We start from the raw sequence: 17,835 nt of genomic DNA, 5'->3' as shown, positions 1-17,835 counted from the left end.
CGAAAAGTGTGAAGATTCCCGATCCATCCGCCGCCATTTCCGAAAAAATTCATCGCTTTTTTCTTTGGAAAATGTCCACAGAAATCCCGTGAAAGCCCCTGTGAGAAAAGTGATTGTCCATAATACTTTGACAAAGACCATCACCCTATTCTCAACCTTTCAGCTGTTCAACCGCCGTCTCAAATTCCTTTTCAATCTCTACGGACGGCTTCTTTGTCATCAGGCTGACGACGATGATCACGACTGTACAAACAATAAATCCGGGAATGATTTCATAAACCGGGTCAAAAGCTTTTACTTGCTCCCACACAATAACAGTCAGCGCCCCGGACAGCATCCCTGAAAGCGCACCCCACTTCGTCATTCGTTTCCAATACAGACTCAGCAGAACGACAGGACCAAAGGCCGCTCCGAAACCTGCCCACGCATAGCCGACAAGATTCAGTATCGTTTCATTCGGATGAAGCGCCATCATGAGGGCGATCAGTGAAATCGCGAGGACAGACAGCCTTCCGACAAGAACAAGTTCTTTGTCAGAAGCTCCTTTCCGGACAAACGCTTTATAAAAATCCTCTGTCAGCGCGCTTGAGGTTACAAGAAGCTGTGAAGAAATCGTGCTCATGACAGCTGCTAAAATGGAAGCCAGCAAAAACCCCGTAATCATCGATGGGAACAAAAGGTCTGCCAACTTAATGAATATCGTCTCGGCATTCTTTAACGAAAGATGATTTGCGCTGAAATAGGCGATGCCGACGAGTCCTGTCAGCATCGCTCCGCAAATCGAAAAGATCATCCAGCCCATGCCGATTCTTCTGGCACTCTTCAACTCTTTCACGCTTGAAATCGCCATAAACCTGACAATAATATGAGGCTGTCCAAAGTAGCCGAGCCCCCACGCCAGTAAAGAAACAATACCGATTGCGGTTGTTCCTTGAAACGGACGGAGGAGGTCCGGGTTGACCGCGTTCACTTCCGAAAACGCCGGCGCAATTCCCCCCAATTGGACAAATACGACGATCGGCATTAAGATGAGCGCAATAAACATGATCGTCCCTTGAACAAAATCGGTCCAGCTGACAGCCAGAAAGCCCCCGAAGAGCGTATAAAGAATGACAACCCCGGCCGTCAGCCAGATGCCGATCCGATAATCAAGGTGGAATGCTGTTCTGAACAGCTCTCCGCCCGCCACCATTCCGGATGATGTATAAAAAGTGAAAAATACTAAAATAACGAAAGCCGACGTCACCCGTAACAGCCTTGAACCGTCTTTAAAACGGTTTTCGAAATAATCGGGTATGGTAATGCTGTTGCCGGCCGTTTCCGTATACGTTCTCAGCCTCGGCGCAACATACACCCAGTTCAAATACGCGCCGATTGTCAGACCGACAACGATCCAGCCGCTGCTCAATCCGTTCAGAAACATCGCACCAGGCAGCCCCATTAATAGCCAGCCGCTCATATCGGAAGCACCTGCGCTTAACGCGGTGACGGCGGGGCCCAGATTTCTTCCGCCAAGCATGTAGTCGGTCAAATTTGAAGTTCTTCGATATGCAAAATATCCGATAAAAAGCATTCCTGCCATATAAATACCTATCGATATTAAAATTCCGTAATCCATAACTTCCCCCTGCCTGAGTTTTTCGCGTAATATCAATATACATGAATAATTGATCGACAGGTATTGTTTTTATCGCAAAATTTTTCCCCGCCCTTAACATTAACGGCGGCGGATCCGCAAAAAGACAACTTTTAAATAATCGCCTTCAGGATAGCTTTTCACCGTTTTAAAATCTTCGGGCAGCGAATGCTCCTCAAGCACTGTAAAGCGCGTCCCCGTTTCTTTGCATGCCGCTTCGATAAAGCCTTTGAATTTTTTCATCCCAAAAGCGCTGCTGTTCGTCGAAGCGACGATCACACCTTGATCTTTAGTGATTCGAATCGCGTCTTTCAACAGATTTTTATAATCCTTTGCCGCGCTGAATGTATGCTTTTTTGTTCTCGCAAATGAAGGCGGATCAAGGATGACGAGGTCAAAGGCGAGTTCTTTTTTGGTCGCGTATTGAAAATATTTAAAAACGTCCATGACTTTAATATCATGAGCTTCATAATCCAGCCCGTTCACGCTGAATTGTTCGATCGTCCTGCTTAAACTGCGGTTTGCAACATCAACGCTCGTCGTTTTTTCAGCGCCTCCAAGCGCCGCCGCCACAGAAAATGCACCTGTATATGAGAAGGTGTTGAGCACGGTTTTTCCTTCCGCATACCGGTCCCTAACCGCCTTGCGGACATGGCGCTGATCGAGAAAAACGCCTGTCATCGCACCGTCATTGAGGTAAACGGCAAAATGTATGCCGTTCTCTTTCACAATGATCGGAAATTCCCCTCTCTCTCCTCTGACAAAGTCGTCATCTTCTACATACTGCCCGGCCGTATTAAACCGTTTTTTCTCATATACGGCTTTATAGTCTGTCAATTCATCGAGGGCTTCCATAATCGCTTCCTTAAACGTATAAATCCCTTTGCTGTACCATTGGAACAAATAGTAGCCGTCATAATAATCAATCGTAAAGCCGCCGATTCCGTCGCCTTCCCCGTTAAACAAACGAAAAGCGGTCGTATCCGGGTCTTGAAAAAGCGATTTTCTGGCCTGAAAGGCGTTCGCCAGCCTGCTTAAAAAGAATGATTGATCAATTGATTCCTCTTCGTTTCGGGTCAGAATCCAGCCGATCCCTTTGTTTTGCTCGCCATAGTAGCCCTTTCCCAAAAACGTGCCGTTTTCATCGGCAACCCTGATCAGCGAACCTTCTTTTATGCCGTTTTCTTGCGAAGAAACAGCTTCTTTTTCAATTAAGGGATAGCCCTTTTTCATTTTTGCAGCGAATGGATGTTTTATTTTTAATGTATGCATTTGATTTCAGTCCTTATTTTAAAGTCTTCTCTATCCTACCATAACGCCTGATCAATATTCTTATTCATCATGTAATCGAGATAATTGACAGATGATTCCGACCTTTCTAAAATGATGGAGAAACAAAAGGAGGAATGGCGTAATGGCGCGAATTGACCACGTAGGACTGATGGTGAAAAACATTGATGCTTCGATCGCGTTCTACCAAAATGTGATCGGAATGACGCTGAAAGGCAGAATGACCCATACAAACGGCATCATGAAGCTGGCTTTTTTAGGCTTTGAGAACAGAGACGAGACAGAGCTTGAATTGATCGAGGGATATAACGACAGTCTTCCTCAGGAAGGAAAAGTACATCATTTTGCCGTCTCAACCGATGATATCGAGGCTGAATTCGCCCGCGTAAAAAGCGCCGGCATCAAGCTGATGGAAGACGAGATCACCGTATTGCCAAACGGCTTCCGCTATTTTTTTCTTTTTGGGCCCGAAGGAGAAATAATTGAGTTTTTTCAAAGAACATAACCGGATGCGGCTTTTCGCCGTTTCCGGTCTTTATGAAACGCGGAAAGCCGGCGGCTGTTTTTCGATAAACCTTTTGATGTTTTGATATGTCACCTCTTTGATGCGCCTGATGCTCTCATACGTAGCGCCGCCGATATGCGCCGTGCACATGACATTGCCGAGACTAGTGATCCGGGCGGCCGGCGGTTCGGTTTCAAAGACGTCCAATGCTGCACCTCTGATCTGTTTTTGTTCAAGCGCTTGAATGAGCGCGCTTTCGTCTACCACTTCTCCGCGGGCAATGTTGACCAGGTACGCGGTTTTCTTCATTTTTGCCAGCTTTTCTTGATTGATCAAATGATAGGTGGCAGGTCTTAATGACGTGCTGATACATACAAAGTCAGATTTTGCCAGGATTTCGTCAAGCTCTGCAAACCGTACATTCATCCGTTTGGCTGCATTGTAGTCTTTGTATGTGCCGTACGCCAAAACGTTCATATGAAACCCGGAAGCCCGTCTTGCAACCTTTTTGCCAATTTCCCCAAAACCGATAAGCCCCAGCGTTTTTCCATCGAGCTCATAGCCCATCTCGGATTGCCACAAACCGGCTTTGACTGCGGCGTTTGACTGCGGGATCGAACGGGCGCCAGACAGCAGAAGGCCGAATGCCAAATCGGCGACTGCCGAGGCGTTTTGGCCGGGTGCATTCGTGACGAGGATTCCTTTTTCGCTTGCATATTCTACATCAATATTGTCGATTCCCGCACCGAATTTCATGATATATCTTAGTTCCGGGGCGGCGTCGATCAGCTCCCGGTCCACTTTTTCAACGCCGGCGATATAAATATGAACATCCTTGATATGAGTCAGTAAATCCTGTCTCGTCAACCGATTGGAATCCAAAAATGCAAATTCGGCGCCGAGCCGTTCGACCCTTTCCTTCAACAGCGGCGCTGCGCGGTAAAACAGTCCGTTAAGTGTCAACAGCACTTTAACCAAAAGCGCTCCTCCATTCGTCAAAAATTTTTGCAGCCAAGAAAAATGCTTGTTTCCGAAAGGAAACAAGCGAATATGGGGATACGTCAGGGTTTGTTGTCATTATATCGATTCATCCTGCGATTTAAAATGAGATTGGCATGTTAGCTGACATGGTTTTTAGACAATTTGGCCGGCTGGTTAAAGGCTGTGGACTGCAAATACTTAAAATATTGACGGGCGTACGGGTGTGAGGTGTTTGAATTCCAAGGCTTGTTTCCGCCGCAGAAATGAACGATTGCCGGGTTTGCCCTTGTTTCCATATAGCGCTTTTGATCGATGAGGGAAGCCGGCGTTTTTTCTTTTAAAATAATGTGTGTTTGGGCGTTCCACCTCGGATGAAGTTCGAGCCACTGATCATAAAGAATCGCATTCAACGCGTCTTGGTCATGAAACATAAACATGTCTTCATCGTTGTTATTGATGAAGTCGATGACTTTTTTCGAAATGTTGTTTTTTCTCCAGGCTTCCATATCGATGATCATAATACCTGAGTTAAAATATTTTGCTTCGTCGCTGATGTTCATCTTTTTCAGCCGTTCATGCTGGCCTGCATCTTCTACTGCCGCTGCGAAATAAGGTGAAATGTCCTTGTCCCACAACTTCGATATATCCTCTAACACTAAGGCGTCGCAATCGACATAGATCATTCGTTTGACGGATTCGTCATCAATCAGATCGGGGATGGAAATCCGATAGTATGCCGCTTTTGTAATATGGCTGCTTTCGACCGCACGGTCATACTGGCTTTTTTCTACATTCAGAAATGTAATAGGGGCTCCGAATTGAAGGGTCGTCTCTTCCAGACGCTTTTTATTTTCCGGTTCAATCCCTCCGTCGATGACATACAGTTTCACATCGCGCGTCTGATCCATATTCGTCAGCAATGATGCGAACATCACGCTTAAATGCTGTGCGTAGTTATTGTCTGTACATGAAATAATATGCATGGTTCGGTCGCTTTTCATATGTCTTCCATCTCCTTTTCTTTTTTTGTTCTATTCCCTTTTTTTAAAAGATAAACACCGTCGATAGGCTGAAAAAAAAAGGATCATGCAAGATCCTCTGATTGTATGGCGTCTATTTCACTATCTTTTGGCAAAAAGCTTCTTTGAATAAAAGTAAGGGTAGCCAATAATGATGATTGGAGCTGCTAATGTAAGGAGCATCCATGAGCCTGAGTGAATGTCTCTAATGACTCCAATGAATATACAAGTACCGATGAGAAAATATAATAAAGCACCTAAAAACCAATACATATTCATTCCCCTTTTTCTTTACACATGTTCTTGGATTGACTATTTTTGTTTCTATGTTTGTCTGTTTTTTCGTTCGTATTGCTTAATCGATCAGGGCACTGATTTTTTGACACTTTCTCAGTTCTGATTCCTTTTCTTTTTAATGATAAAATTGTGAGATCAATCGATTTCAATGTTGATCATTCCTTTAATAAATAGTGAGTTCCTCATGATTTTAAATGTAAATTTGAAAAGATAAAACGTACATAAAGGCAGAACGCTTATGTACGTTTGGGCAATGATCATATGTTTGGGAACATCTAATGGTTCACTGCACCTCGGTATTGTTGTGTTCTTTCTCTTCCTATAAAATGATTGGATAAATGTATGTTCACGTTCAATAAATTTCATGAATCTCTGTTCGGTTAAACTGTTAAAGGAAGTGGATGAGGTTTGAATCCTTTTAAAGAAAAGCATTACTCACATGATAGACGAGCATTAAATATGCTTGCGCTCAGAGTTCCGGGACTGGCTTTTATTCTCATGATCTATGTAGCCTCTATCGTGCTGCAATTTATTATTGGGAGCTGGTCCATTTTATTGCTTAACGTGTTTACAGTATTGACCGCCATTTTTGCTTTGCTGCATTGGCATTCATATCGCTGGGTTAAGAAAAGGGTCATTCTATATTTTGTGCTGCAAGGTTTGATCACTTTTACACTGGCTAATATCATGACTGGCTTCTTAGTGCTGGTCATCATCGGCCTTTATGCATTTTTGATTGGACAGATTGCAGGAATAGCAGACAGAAGAAGGACTTTCCTCATACTGTATTTACTGCTTCTGCTGTCAATCAATGCAACACATCAGATTCACAAAGGTGATTATTTGCATTTTCTTGTCATTGCCGTACCTATTATGATCGTGATTATTACTTATGCCGCTACATTATTTGCCCAAGTCGATGAAAAGATAAAAGCTCAGCTGACTCTTGAACGGCTGGAGCTGGCTCATCAGCAGGTCGAACAGCTGACGTTGCAAAACGAAAGGCAGCGTATGGCCCGGGACTTACACGATACGCTTGCTCAAGGGCTGGTCAGTTTAAATATGCAGCTCGATGCTATTCATGTTCATCTCGCCAAAGGCAACACAGAGAGAGCAATAGAAATCATTCAACAATCGATGAAAAGAGTGAGAGGTACATTGGCCGACGCGCGTTCAGCGATTGACGATCTGCGCAGCAAATCAGAGGAAATCGGTTTTCTAAAAGAAAGAATTACCTCACTAATGGATCATTTTCAAGAGTCGACAGGCATGGGTGGTTTTTTAGACTACCGATTACATCAGATATTAGACGTTCGTACAGCTGAAAACTGTTATTACATCATTGGAGAATGCATAACGAATGCAGCAAAGCACGCTGAAGCAGAAACGATATCGGTATCCATTTGGGATGATGATAAGGGGAGGCTCCATTTAACTGTCAAGGACAATGGCAAAGGATTTGATGTTGAAAAGAGCAAGAAAAAGAGAGGACATTACGGGCTTCTCGGCATAGAAGAACGCGTCAGAGCCATGAAAGGCCAATTTAATATAAAGAGTACAAAATCAAAAGGAACACAAATTGAGATCACAGTACCAATTCAGGGAGAGATGCAAGATGAATAAGGTTTTAATCGTTGATGACCATCTTGTCGTGAGGGAAGGTCTGAAGCTTTTAATTGAAACGAATGATCATTACACCATCATAGGAGAGGCCGAAAATGGCAAAGCGGCAGTCCGTCTTGCAGATGAATTAAAACCGGATATCATTCTCATGGATTTGTATATGCCGGAGATGAGCGGGTTAGAAGCCATTAAACAAATAAAAGAAAAACATGACATCCCTATCATTATTTTGACTACTTATAATGAAGATCACTTAATGATCGAAGGAATTGAATTAGGGGCGAAAGGATATCTATTGAAGGATACGAGTTCAGAAACCCTTTTTCATACAATGGATGCAGCAATAAGAGGAAACGTGCTGTTGCAGCCTGAAATCTTAAAACGTCTGCAAGAAATCCAATTGGAGCGGATGAAAAAACAGAGCAGTGATACGCAGCTGACAGAAAAGGAAGTCATTGTTCTAAAAGCAATTGCTAAAGGTCTTAAAAGCAAAGCGATCGCCTTTGATTTGGGCGTCTCTGAGAGAACAGTAAAGTCCAGGTTAACGTCCATTTACAATAAATTAGGCGCGAATTCAAGAACTGAAGCCGTAACGATTGCCATGCAAAGAGGCATTCTGACATTAGACAAATAACATCAAATTTGAAATTTGCCCAAACGTACATACCCGAATGTACGTTTTTTTTATTTCATTGTCCACTACAATGAGGAGGAATATGATCAAGCAATGTGTTGAAAGGAGATTATCATGTCAAAAATGTTATATAAATTAGGAGGATGGGTTGCTCGCCATCGCATAAAAGTTATATGCGCGTGGATCGTTGTGTTAGTTGCTTCGATAGGGCTTGCCATTACGTTAAAACCAAGTTTTTCTGAGGATATGTCCATACCTGACACACCTTCGGAAAAAGCGATGGATGTCATTCAAAAAGAATTTCCTCACGGCCCTGATAAAGGGAGCATACGGGTGATTTTCGGTGCTGAAGATGGAGAGAAACTTACTGCAGAGTCAGCCAAAAAAGCAATAGAAAATACGTTAAAGGAAATCGATAAAGATGGTTCTGTTGACTCGATTGCAAGTCCTTTTGTGACAGGAACAATCGCGAAAGACGGCACAGTTGCCTATGCTGATATCAAGTATAAATCATCAGCAGATGATATAAAGGATTACTCTATCAAACACTTAAAAGACAGTTTGAAAATGGCTGATTATGAGGGACTGCAAGCTGAGCTGAGCGGTGATGTACCGGGAGCCGAGATGGAGATAGGCGGTATCTCTGAAATTGTCGGCATTATCCTGGCCTTTGTAGTGTTAGCCATTACATTCGGCTCTTTATTAATAGCAGGCTTACCGATTTTAACTGCACTGATTGGATTAGGTGTTAGTATTGGACTTGTTTTGATTGGAACACAAGTTTTCGATATTGCTTCCGTCAGTCTTTCATTAGCCGGAATGATTGGCCTGGCTGTTGGGATTGATTATGCTTTATTTATTTTTACGAAGCACCGCCAGTTTCTAGGCGAAGGCATACAAAAGAATGAATCAATTGCCAGAGCTACCGGAACAGCTGGGAGTGCAGTCGTTTTTGCCGGACTTACTGTTATTGTCGCACTTTGCGGATTGACGGTTGTTAACATTCCTTTTATGTCTGCAATGGGGCTGACAGCAGGGCTTAGTGTATTGTTAGCTGTTCTCGCCTCAATCACGCTTGTTCCTGCCGTCTTATCGATAGCGGGGAAACGGATGGTTCCGAAATCAAACAAGAAAAAAGATAAACAAAGCGCTGAAACAAATGTCTGGGGACGCTTTGTCACAAAAAACCCTATCATGCTAAGTGTATGCAGCATTCTCATTTTGCTCGTCATTAGTATTCCATCTATGCATTTGGAACTGGGCTTGCCTGATGCAGGGATGAAAGCGAAGGATAATCCGGAACGCCGGGCATATGACTTGCTTGCCGACGGTTTTGGAGAAGGATTTAATGGTCAATTAACAATCGTAGCGGATGCTACAAGTGTGACAGAAAATAAGGCGGAAGCCTTCACAGATGCAGTGAAAGAAATAAAGGAACTAGACCATGTAGCGAGTGTCACTCCTGCAATGCCTAATAAAGAAGGGAACTTTGCTATCATTACGGTCGTTCCTGAAACAGGTCCAAATGATGTGGCAACGAAGGATTTGGTAAAGGAAGTACGCAGCTTATCAGATAAAAACGGGGTAGATTTGCTCGTTACTGGATCGACTGCCGTGAATATTGACATTTCAGATCGCCTGAATGATGCGATACCGGTGTTTGCTGTGCTCATTGTTGGTTTTGCGTTTGTATTGCTGACAATCGTATTCCGTTCGCTGCTTGTGCCTCTTGTTGCTGTTGCTGGTTTCGTATTGACAATGACTGCCACTCTTGGGATCTGTGTATTTGTTTTACAAGACGGGAATCTCGTCGACTTTTTCAAAATACCAGAAAAAGGGCCGATACTCGCGTTCTTGCCGATTTTATCTATTGGAATTCTGTTTGGATTAGCCATGGATTATCAAGTATTCCTTGTCAGCAGAATGCGTGAAGAATATGTGAAAACAAAGAATCCAGTACAAGCGATTCAAGCCGGATTAAAACACAGCGGTCCTGTTGTCACCGCAGCCGGCCTGATCATGATCTTCGTTTTTGCAGGATTTATCTTTGCTGGAGAAGCTTCTATTAAAGCCAACGGGTTGGCTCTTTCCTTTGGTGTGCTCTTTGATGCCTTTATTGTACGAATGACACTGATTCCAAGTGTCATGAAACTGATGGGGAATGCAGCCTGGTACTTGCCAAAATGGCTGGACAAGATTATTCCGAATGTGGACATAGAAGGGCATCAACTCACGAAGGAAATACAGCCAGAAATAGATTATGAACAAAAGAAACAAATCAGTATGTAATAGAAAGCAGATCTTTTACGAGATCTGCTTTTTTCTTCATATTCCTGATCACGGTGTGAATGATTAGTTAAAAAGGAGACACTCATGGCGCAATCACTCATTTTGATTTTTTAAAGTCTCTTGGCCAATGGAATACGGCCGAACCTATTCAGAAATACAGGAATCATGCAAGATCCTTTTTTTCTTTCACCTTCCTGGCGATCCAAAACGGCAGATAGAGAAGATAGAAGAAGACGATCGTGACCGCTTCCGCTGATAAAAGATACCATGGCCACGGCCCGAGCACGTCTAACAGCGAAGCTCCGCCGCCTGGCTTTTTCATCATGTACATATAGTTCGACTTCAGCAAACGGTTGATTAAAAAGATGAATGCCCCATAAATATTGACGAGAAGAAACGTGACCCAGAGAGAGCGCACGGTCGGCTTATACTTCTCGGCTGCAATCATCAGAAGGCAGGCCAGTACGACGATTCCGTGGGAAATGAAAAATTCAAAAAAGCGGAAATGAGGAAAGCCGTACCTTCCCAAGTCAGGCGTCAGAATCGCCTGCAAAGCGCTTCCCAAACCGGCAAAATAAAGAAATTTAAACAAGTTGAGGTTTTTCGTTAATAACAGAATGATGACGAGATAAACCGAAAGATCGCTGAGGTGAAGCGGCAAACAATAGCGCGGCGTCCAGGAATTTACATAGATAAACCAGGAGTGGTAGCTGATTTCAGAAATCAATAAAACCGCTACAAAGGCATAGCGAAGCATCCGGTTCCACCGCGGTTTTTGCAGCGTCTTGCGAAAGACGAACAAACAAACACCGAGCGCTGCAAGCACCAGCAAAGTCAGTATATGAGATGTTGAAAAAAATTGAAACGAGCCGAGCTGATAATCTTTTTGAAAATATGTTTTCATCTTAAGCACCTGTCATCAAAATATTTTAACGTTATTTTGTGACAAACCATGATCTATTATTCAAAAAGGCCGCCGAATGTCCGGCAGCCGGGTGTCACATAGAAATAGAATCGTTTTCTTTTACATTATCATTGACCTGAATCCGTTCAACCTTTCCGACAAGAAAGATGTAGGAAAGGGCTCCCAAAAGGGCAAGGGTGCCGATAAAGACGAGGGCGGGCGCAAAGCTTCCCCCGTTTGCGAGAAAGCCGATGACAATCGGAACGATAACGGAAGCGAGGCTGCCGACAAAATTAAATACTCCGCCGGTCAGTCCGATCAAATGCTTAGGCGCTAAAGACGATACCAGCACCCATGTAATGGAGGCCAGACCGTTTCCAAAAAAGGCAAGCGTCATAAATAAAATGATCAGTGATGTCTGATCGACATAATTGGCACCGATAATGGAAATAGACAGGATCAATCCGGTAATAATCGGTGTTTTGCGGGCAACCCCGGCCGATACGCCCCTTTTGATCAGAAAGTCGGACAGGAAGCCGGACAACAGAACACCGATGAACGCCGCAAGAAACGGAAGCGAGGCGAGAAAACCGGATTGGAGAAAATCAAGGCCTCTATATTTTACAAGGTATGTCGGAAACCATGTCAGAAAAAACCATAAAGTCGAATTAACGGCGAACTGTCCAATATATATACCCCACAGCTTGCGATGAGCGGTCACTTGTTTAAAATGCTTCCAATTAAATGCCGATTTTTCCTTTTCGGAAGTCCGGCCGCGGCGGACGATACCCCCGCCTTTTTCTATATGATCAAGTTCAGCCTTGTTTACCTTTGGATGACGGTCGGGATCTCGGTAAAAAGTATACCAGATAAGGCCCCAGATGATGCCGATCACCCCAGTTACGATGAACAGGCCGCGCCAGCCGACGACATGCTGGATGGCGCTGAGCGCCGGCGTCAAAAACGCAAGGCCGGCAAATTGCCCCGACGTATAAAATGCAATGGCTGAAGCCCTTTCCTGTTCAGGGAACCATGAAGTCACCACCCGATTATTGGTCGGAAAAGCCGGCGCTTCAAACGCCCCCGTCGCAAGACGCAACCCGAATAGAGAACCGAAGCCGCGGACAAACCCCTGAAGCAATGTTGCGAGCGACCAAGTAACCAAGGTAAAACCGTAGACAAGCCTCGGACCAAACCGATCGACAAGCCCGCCTCCCGGTATTTGCAGGGCGCAGTATGCCCAGCCGAAAGCGGAAAAAATCAAACCCAGTTGAACGGCAGACAAGTTTAAATCGTCTCCTATTGCAGAAGCTGCGACTGAGATATTGCTTCGATCCATATAATTGATCACGACACATACAAAAATAAACAGCAGTACCCGCACTCTAACCTTTGTCGGCTTCTCTTTTACAGCAGCTTGTTTCATGACAGGCCCTCTCCTTTTATTTGTTTGTAATGACGGACATCTTTTGAAAACGGTATCATTTTTACCATTCAGCTATGCTTCCGTCCTTGTGCCGCCATACCGGATTGCGCCAGTTATGCCCGATATCAGCCATTTTCCGGACATGATCTTCATTGATGTCCACCCCAAGGCCCGGGCCATCCGGAATCCGGACATAGCCGTCTTCATAGAAAAACACCTTTTGATCCACTATATAATCAAGCAAATCCGTGCCTTTGTTGTAATGGATTCCTAAGCTTTGTTCCTGTATAAATGCATTGTGGCACGTTGCATCAACCTGAAGGCAGGCCGCCAGAGCGATCGGGCCCAGCGGACAGTGAGGAGCGGCGGCGACATCAAATGCTTCCGCCATCGACAGGATCTTTTTGCATTCGGTAATTCCGCCGGCGTGTGACAAGTCAGGCTGAATAATATCGACATAGCCGTCAGTCAGCAGATCTTTAAACTGCCACTTTGAAAACATTCGTTCTCCGGTCGCAATCGGAATTGAGACGAGGCTGGCGATATCGCGGAGCGCCTCGTTGTTTTCCGGCAGAACAGGCTCTTCTATAAACATCGGGCGAAACGGTTCAAGCTCTTTTGCCAAAATCTTCGCCATCGGCTTGTGCACCCTGCCGTGAAAGTCGATGCCGATTCCAATGTACGGGCCGACAGCTTCTCTGACGGCTGATATTCTTTCAATCACCTGATCGATTTTTTCATGTGAATCAATGTATTGCAGCTCTTCCGTGCCGTTCATTTTGACGGCTGTAAAGCCTTGGTCAACCACCTCCTTGGCAGCGAGGCCGACGTCTTGAGGCCTGTCTCCGCCAATCCAGGAATAGACCTTGATCGATTCCCTGCTCTTCCCTCCGAGCAGCTGATGCACGGGCGCATTGTAAAACTTGCCCTTAATGTCCCAAAGCGCTTGATCGATTCCTGCAATCGCGCTCATCAGAATGGGTCCGCCCCGATAAAACCCGCCTCTGTACATGACATTCCAGTGGTCTTCAATGTTCATCGGGTCTTTGCCGATTAAATATTCCATTAACTCGCCGACAGCCGCCTTAACTGTCGCCGCCTTTCCCTCGATTACCGGCTCTCCCCACCCTGTAATGCCTTCATCCGTTTCGATTTTTAAGAAAAGCCAGCGCGGTGGAATTTGGAAACACTCGAATCCCGTTATTTTCATCTCTGATCTCCCCTTTTACTGTTTTGCTGCTTCAACAAATTGCTTTGCTTTTTTGGACAGCTCTTCTAAAAACGCGTCATTCACATCTTGATGAGCCCTCACAAGTGAACCGCCGATTCCAGCACCGACCGCACCGGCCTGTAAAAACTCGTGAAGGTTTTCCAACCCTACCCCTCCCGTCGGAAGCAGCGGAATATGCGGAAGCGGTCCGTGGATATCTTTGATATAGCCAGGCCCCATCGTTCCGGGAAATACTTTGATGATGTCTCCACCGCTTTCATACGCCGTCAATATTTCCGTCGGGGTAAAGGCGCCCGGAATGCTGATCGCTCCATATCGCTTTGTCAGCTTGATCGTCTCTTCATGAACAGTTGGCGACAGGATAAACCGCGCGCCGGCTAAAAGCGCCGCTCTCGCAGATTCGGGATCAAGAACGGTTCCCGCTCCGATAAGCATTTCGTCTCCAACATCTTCTGAAACCGCTTCAATCGCTTTGATCGCTTGAGGGGAATTAAGCGTAATTTCCACAAGCCTGATGCCGCCCGCTTTTAAGGCGCCGGCAATGCTCACTGCCTCCTCCGGATTGTATCCGCGGATGATCGCAATCACTTTTTGTTCTTTGATTTGTGACAATACATGCATTTCTGCCACCCTTTCTTTACGGTTTTTTTATCGGCTGACATCTTCTTCATCAGATTGTTCCATAAACGCAAACAGTGAATCGCTGTCAGGCAGCCCTTCAATATCACCGTTTACCGCAGCTACCATGGCGCCGACGGCACAGCCGCGTTTGACAGCTTCAGAAAGCGGAATATGATCAATCAAACCCGATAATACACCGGCTGCAAAGCCGTCTCCGGCACCCACGGGGTCCGCTGCAGTCTGAATCTGATAGCCTCCCGCATAGCCGTTTTCATTCCCGCTGGCATAGTAGGCGCCTTTTGCACCAAGCTTGACGATGGCGGTTTCAGCCCCGAGTCCGCGGATGGCTTCCGCTATTTTTTTCTCATCAGTGGTGCCGAACAAAAAACGCCCTTCGCTCAAGCCGGGAAGCACGATATCAGACTGTTTGATCAAATCAAACATCGTCTGCCGAGCCCGCGCTCCGTCCCAGAGCTTTTTTCGAAAATTCGGATCAAATACAACGCATTTATTGTGCTTTTTGGCGAGCTCCACTGCATAAAACACTGCATCTGAAGCGCTTTCACTTAAAGCCGGGGTAATTCCCGTAATGTATAAAAACCCCGCTTTCTCAATGTATGGCTCATCAATATCGCTTTTTTTCAAAAAACTCGCCGCTGAAAGCGTCCTGTAATAGAAGACATTGACTTTGGCCGCGCTTTTCCTTTCTTTAAAAAACAAACCGGTCGGCGCCGTGTCATCGAGCTTCACTTGGCTGACATCGACTCCTTCTCCTCTGACAGCAGAAAGAATCATCGCCCCGAACTCGTCTTTTCCAAGCCGGGTAATCCAGCCGGCTTTTTTCCCGAGCTTCGAAAGCCCGATCAGCGTGTTGGTTTCTGCGCCCGCTATTCTCACCTGATAGTTTCTTGCGTATCTGAGAGGGCCGTCTTCATTCGGAGTGAACAGCGCCATTGTCTCTCCTATGCTAATAACATCCATCAGAACTTTCCCCCTTTGCTAAAGCGGCTTTTTAAATCCGCCAATGCTTTCTGTAATTTTTCCGGCTGTGTGAAGCAGCTGCTCAACGATAAGCGCCTTTCTTGCGAGCATGCGCTCCTTTGGCCCGGCGGTGCTGATCGCCGCATTCATTACGCCATCCGGACCATAGACAGGAGCCGCCAGACAAAACAAACCTTCTTCATTTTCTTCATTGTCAACGGCATATCCCTGTTCCAAAAATGTCTGCAGCTGCTTTTCCAGCTCATCTCTGGCGGTGATGGTATGCCCGGTAAACCGGATAAATTCCATGCGGTCGAGCAGCCCTTCCCTTTTGTCCTCCGGCATGAATGCCAAAAATACCTTGCCAAGCCCGGTGCAATATAGCGGCTTGCGCGAACCGGGCTGTGCGGTTGTTCTGATTGACCTGTTGTTATCGATTTTTGCGATGTAGACGAGCTGATCATCGGATAGAACGGCCATAAACACCGTCTCCTGAACGCCGTCCATCAGCTGTTTTAAAAACGGAACACCTTGCGACGAAATGTCGATCGACTCCATGGCAGCGGTTCCAACTTGGATCAGTTTTGCCCCCAGCCTGTAACGCTTGATAGCATCCTGCTGAAGGTATCCTTCATCCAAAAGTGTAGCAGCCAAATTGAATGTACTGCTCTGCGGCAGCGACAATTCTTTGCTGATCTCCTTTACGGATAATCCATCCGGATGATTTGACAGCAATTCAAATATACGTACAACACGTACCGCGGATTTTACTGACATGACACCCTCCAACATTCACATATGTGATTCAAAATCAGGATCCTGATAATTCGGACGTATTCTAAACAGAAAGAATGCTCACGTCAACCATCCTATTAAACAAAAAAACTTTTTTATCAAACTTCAAATTACTGGTCTATCGAATCATTTATCAGATGCATGCAGGATTCACCCGCTCAGCTGCGAATATCTCTTCTCAGGAAAACAAGACCATCAAGGAGGTTTATGTATGAAGAGAAAAATGATGATGATCGGATTGGCGCTATCCGTAATAGCAGGCGGCGTGTTCGCCGATGGAACGGGAAATGCTGTTCAAGCGGCGCCTCAGGAAACAGCCATCGCAAAAGATGTCGAAAAATTCAGCAAAAAATTCAACGAAAATCGCGCCTATCAAACGATTTACCATTTAAGCGAAACAATCGGACCGCGTGTGACAGGCACGGCGGAAGAAAAAAAGAGCGCCGCTTTCATCGCCTCACAGATGAAAAAATCAAATCTGAAAGTGACCACACAAACCTTCAGCATACCTGATCGGCTGGAAGGAACGCTTACCGTTCAGGGAAATAACGTGCCTTCGCGGCCTGCCGCCGGTTCCGCCCCGACAGCAGCAGAAGGCCTGGCAGCTCCTCTCTATGATGCCGGCCTCGGCCTGCCCGGCGACTTCACAGAGGAAGCGAGAGGCAAAATCGCCGTCATTTTAAGAGGCGAGCTGACATTCTATGAAAAAGCAAAAAACGCTGCTGACGCAGGCGCAAGCGGAGTGATCATTTATAATAACGTCGACGGCCTCGTCCCTCTGACTCCGAATCTCAGCGGTAATAAAGTCGATGTTCCGGTAGTCGGCGTCAAAAAGGAAGACGGAGAAAAGCTGCTTTCTGAACAAGAAGCGATCTTGAAGCTGAAGGCTCATAAAAATCAAACATCGCAAAACGTGATCGGCGTCCGCAAAGCAAAAGGTGTCAAAAATCCGGACATCGTGTATGTGACTTCGCATTATGACAGCGTCCCTTATGCTCCCGGAGCCAATGACAATGCCTCCGGAACTTCAGTCGTCCTTGAACTGGCCCGGATCATGAAGACGGTTCCAGCCGACAAAGAAATTCGCTTTATTACATTCGGTGCCGAAGAAATCGGTCTCCTCGGATCGCGCCATTATGTCAGCACCTTGTCAGAGCGGGAAGTCAAACAGAGCGTTGCCAACTTTAACTTAGATATGGTGGCGACAAGCTGGGAAAATGCTTCACAGCTGTACATCAATACACCCGACGGTTCGGCAAACCTCGTCTGGGAGCTAAGTAAAGCCGCTTCTTTAAGCCTTGGGAAAGACGTATTATTTTTACATCAAGGCGGATCATCCGACCATGTCCCATTCCATGAAGCCGGCATCGACTCGGCCAACTTCATTTGGAGAGAGCCGGGAACAGGTGCTTTGGAGCCTTGGTACCACACCCCTTACGACACGATTGAACACATCAGCAAAGACAGGCTGAAAACAGCCGGTCAAATCGCGGGAACAGCCGTGTATAACCTGAGCAAAAAAGAAAACAGAAAACCGTCTTACAGCTCAGTCGCCCAATAATATTAAAAAGGAGCAGATCGAATTGATCTGCTCTTTTTTTTA

Annotated in this window: 17 protein-coding genes; 5 read left to right on the top strand and 12 right to left on the bottom strand. The window is 45.6% G+C overall.

The annotated features are described in order from the left end of the window. Positions 1-151: 151 nt before the first annotated feature. Both putP and LQ247_RS01565 read right to left on the bottom strand, forming a co-directional pair. The gene (gene putP / locus LQ247_RS01570) at positions 152-1,618 is read right to left on the bottom strand and encodes a sodium/proline symporter PutP (RefSeq protein ID WP_035337945.1); all 1,467 of its coding nucleotides are present in this window, start codon (positions 1,616-1,618) and stop codon (positions 152-154) included. Positions 1,619-1,717: 99 nt separating this feature from the next. Then, positions 1,718-2,908 carry a class I SAM-dependent rRNA methyltransferase gene (locus LQ247_RS01565; RefSeq protein ID WP_231005495.1) on the bottom strand — a complete coding sequence of 397 codons (1,191 nt, stop codon included), beginning with the start codon at positions 2,906-2,908 and terminating at the stop codon, positions 1,718-1,720. A 142-nt stretch (positions 2,909-3,050) separates the two neighbouring features. On the opposite strand from LQ247_RS01565, the gene LQ247_RS01560 reads away from it, so the two are divergent. Continuing rightward, positions 3,051-3,431 carry a VOC family protein gene (locus tag LQ247_RS01560; RefSeq protein ID WP_144497892.1) on the top strand — a complete coding sequence of 127 codons (381 nt, stop codon included), beginning with the start codon at positions 3,051-3,053 and terminating at the stop codon, positions 3,429-3,431. Between the two features lie 30 nt (positions 3,432-3,461). On the opposite strand, the gene LQ247_RS01555 is transcribed toward LQ247_RS01560, so the two are convergent. The 4 genes from LQ247_RS01555 to LQ247_RS01540 form a co-directional block, all read right to left on the bottom strand. Further along, complete coding sequence (locus LQ247_RS01555; protein ID WP_231005653.1) at positions 3,462-4,400, bottom strand: phosphoglycerate dehydrogenase; 939 nt, start codon at positions 4,398-4,400, stop codon at positions 3,462-3,464. 149 nt (positions 4,401-4,549) lie between these two features. After that, entirely contained in the window at positions 4,550-5,413 is an 864-nt protein-coding gene (locus tag LQ247_RS01550; RefSeq protein WP_101561336.1) for a glycosyltransferase family 8 protein, read from the bottom strand. Between the two features lie 120 nt (positions 5,414-5,533). Continuing rightward, positions 5,534-5,710, bottom strand: coding sequence for a hypothetical protein (locus tag LQ247_RS01545; RefSeq protein ID WP_095291354.1), 177 nt, complete (start codon positions 5,708-5,710; stop codon positions 5,534-5,536). Further along, entirely contained in the window at positions 5,707-5,877 is a 171-nt protein-coding gene (locus tag LQ247_RS01540) for a hypothetical protein (protein ID WP_023856975.1), read from the bottom strand. Before LQ247_RS01540 ends, LQ247_RS01545 begins: the two co-directional genes overlap by 4 nt. Before the next feature lie 310 nt (positions 5,878-6,187). Here LQ247_RS01540 and LQ247_RS01535 point away from each other — a divergent pair, with 310 nt between their 5' ends. From LQ247_RS01535 to LQ247_RS01525, 3 genes are all read left to right on the top strand, one after another. Then, positions 6,188-7,351 (top strand): sensor histidine kinase, encoded by a 1,164-nt coding sequence (locus LQ247_RS01535; protein ID WP_195257931.1) that lies wholly within the window; start codon positions 6,188-6,190, stop codon positions 7,349-7,351. Further along, positions 7,344-7,985: a two-component system response regulator YdfI gene (ydfI, locus tag LQ247_RS01530; protein ID WP_035337953.1), complete on the top strand. Its 642-nt coding sequence runs from the start codon at positions 7,344-7,346 to the stop codon at positions 7,983-7,985. Before LQ247_RS01535 ends, ydfI begins: the two co-directional genes overlap by 8 nt. Positions 7,986-8,099: 114 nt before the next feature. Further along, positions 8,100-10,274, top strand: a complete 2,175-nt coding sequence (locus LQ247_RS01525) for an MMPL family transporter (protein WP_231005494.1) — start codon at positions 8,100-8,102, stop codon at positions 10,272-10,274. 163 nt (positions 10,275-10,437) lie between these two features. Here the strand turns inward: LQ247_RS01525 and LQ247_RS01520 are convergent, their stop codons facing one another. The 6 genes from LQ247_RS01520 to LQ247_RS01495 all read right to left on the bottom strand — a co-directional run bounded on the left by LQ247_RS01520 (position 10,438) and on the right by LQ247_RS01495 (position 16,214). Further along, positions 10,438-11,178: a YwaF family protein gene (locus tag LQ247_RS01520; protein ID WP_101561333.1), complete on the bottom strand. Its 741-nt coding sequence runs from the start codon at positions 11,176-11,178 to the stop codon at positions 10,438-10,440. 94 nt (positions 11,179-11,272) lie between these two features. Beyond that, positions 11,273-12,604, bottom strand: coding sequence for an MFS transporter (locus LQ247_RS01515; RefSeq protein ID WP_023856970.1), 1,332 nt, complete (start codon positions 12,602-12,604; stop codon positions 11,273-11,275). Positions 12,605-12,665: 61 nt separating this feature from the next. Then, a complete protein-coding gene (gene dgoD, locus LQ247_RS01510; protein WP_023856969.1) occupies positions 12,666-13,814 on the bottom strand; it encodes a galactonate dehydratase in 1,149 nt (382 codons plus the stop codon). A 15-nt stretch (positions 13,815-13,829) separates the two neighbouring features. After that, positions 13,830-14,456, bottom strand: coding sequence for a bifunctional 4-hydroxy-2-oxoglutarate aldolase/2-dehydro-3-deoxy-phosphogluconate aldolase (locus tag LQ247_RS01505; RefSeq protein WP_023856968.1), 627 nt, complete (start codon positions 14,454-14,456; stop codon positions 13,830-13,832). 27 nt (positions 14,457-14,483) lie between these two features. Further along, complete coding sequence (locus tag LQ247_RS01500) at positions 14,484-15,437, bottom strand: sugar kinase (RefSeq protein ID WP_101561332.1); 954 nt, start codon at positions 15,435-15,437, stop codon at positions 14,484-14,486. Between the two features lie 18 nt (positions 15,438-15,455). Then, positions 15,456-16,214, bottom strand: a complete 759-nt coding sequence (locus LQ247_RS01495; RefSeq protein WP_231005493.1) for an IclR family transcriptional regulator — start codon at positions 16,212-16,214, stop codon at positions 15,456-15,458. Positions 16,215-16,443: 229 nt separating this feature from the next. Between LQ247_RS01495 and LQ247_RS01490 the strand changes: the two genes are divergently transcribed. Beyond that, positions 16,444-17,793, top strand: coding sequence for a M28 family peptidase (locus tag LQ247_RS01490; protein WP_035337966.1), 1,350 nt, complete (start codon positions 16,444-16,446; stop codon positions 17,791-17,793). Positions 17,794-17,835 lie beyond the last annotated feature (42 nt).

This window comes from Bacillus sp. BS3(2021), from assembly GCF_021043345.1.
GTDB classification, from domain to species: domain Bacteria; phylum Bacillota; class Bacilli; order Bacillales; family Bacillaceae; genus Bacillus; species Bacillus paralicheniformis.
Note: the sequence above shows the minus strand (reverse complement) of the source record. Positions and strands in the feature narration are given on the sequence as shown.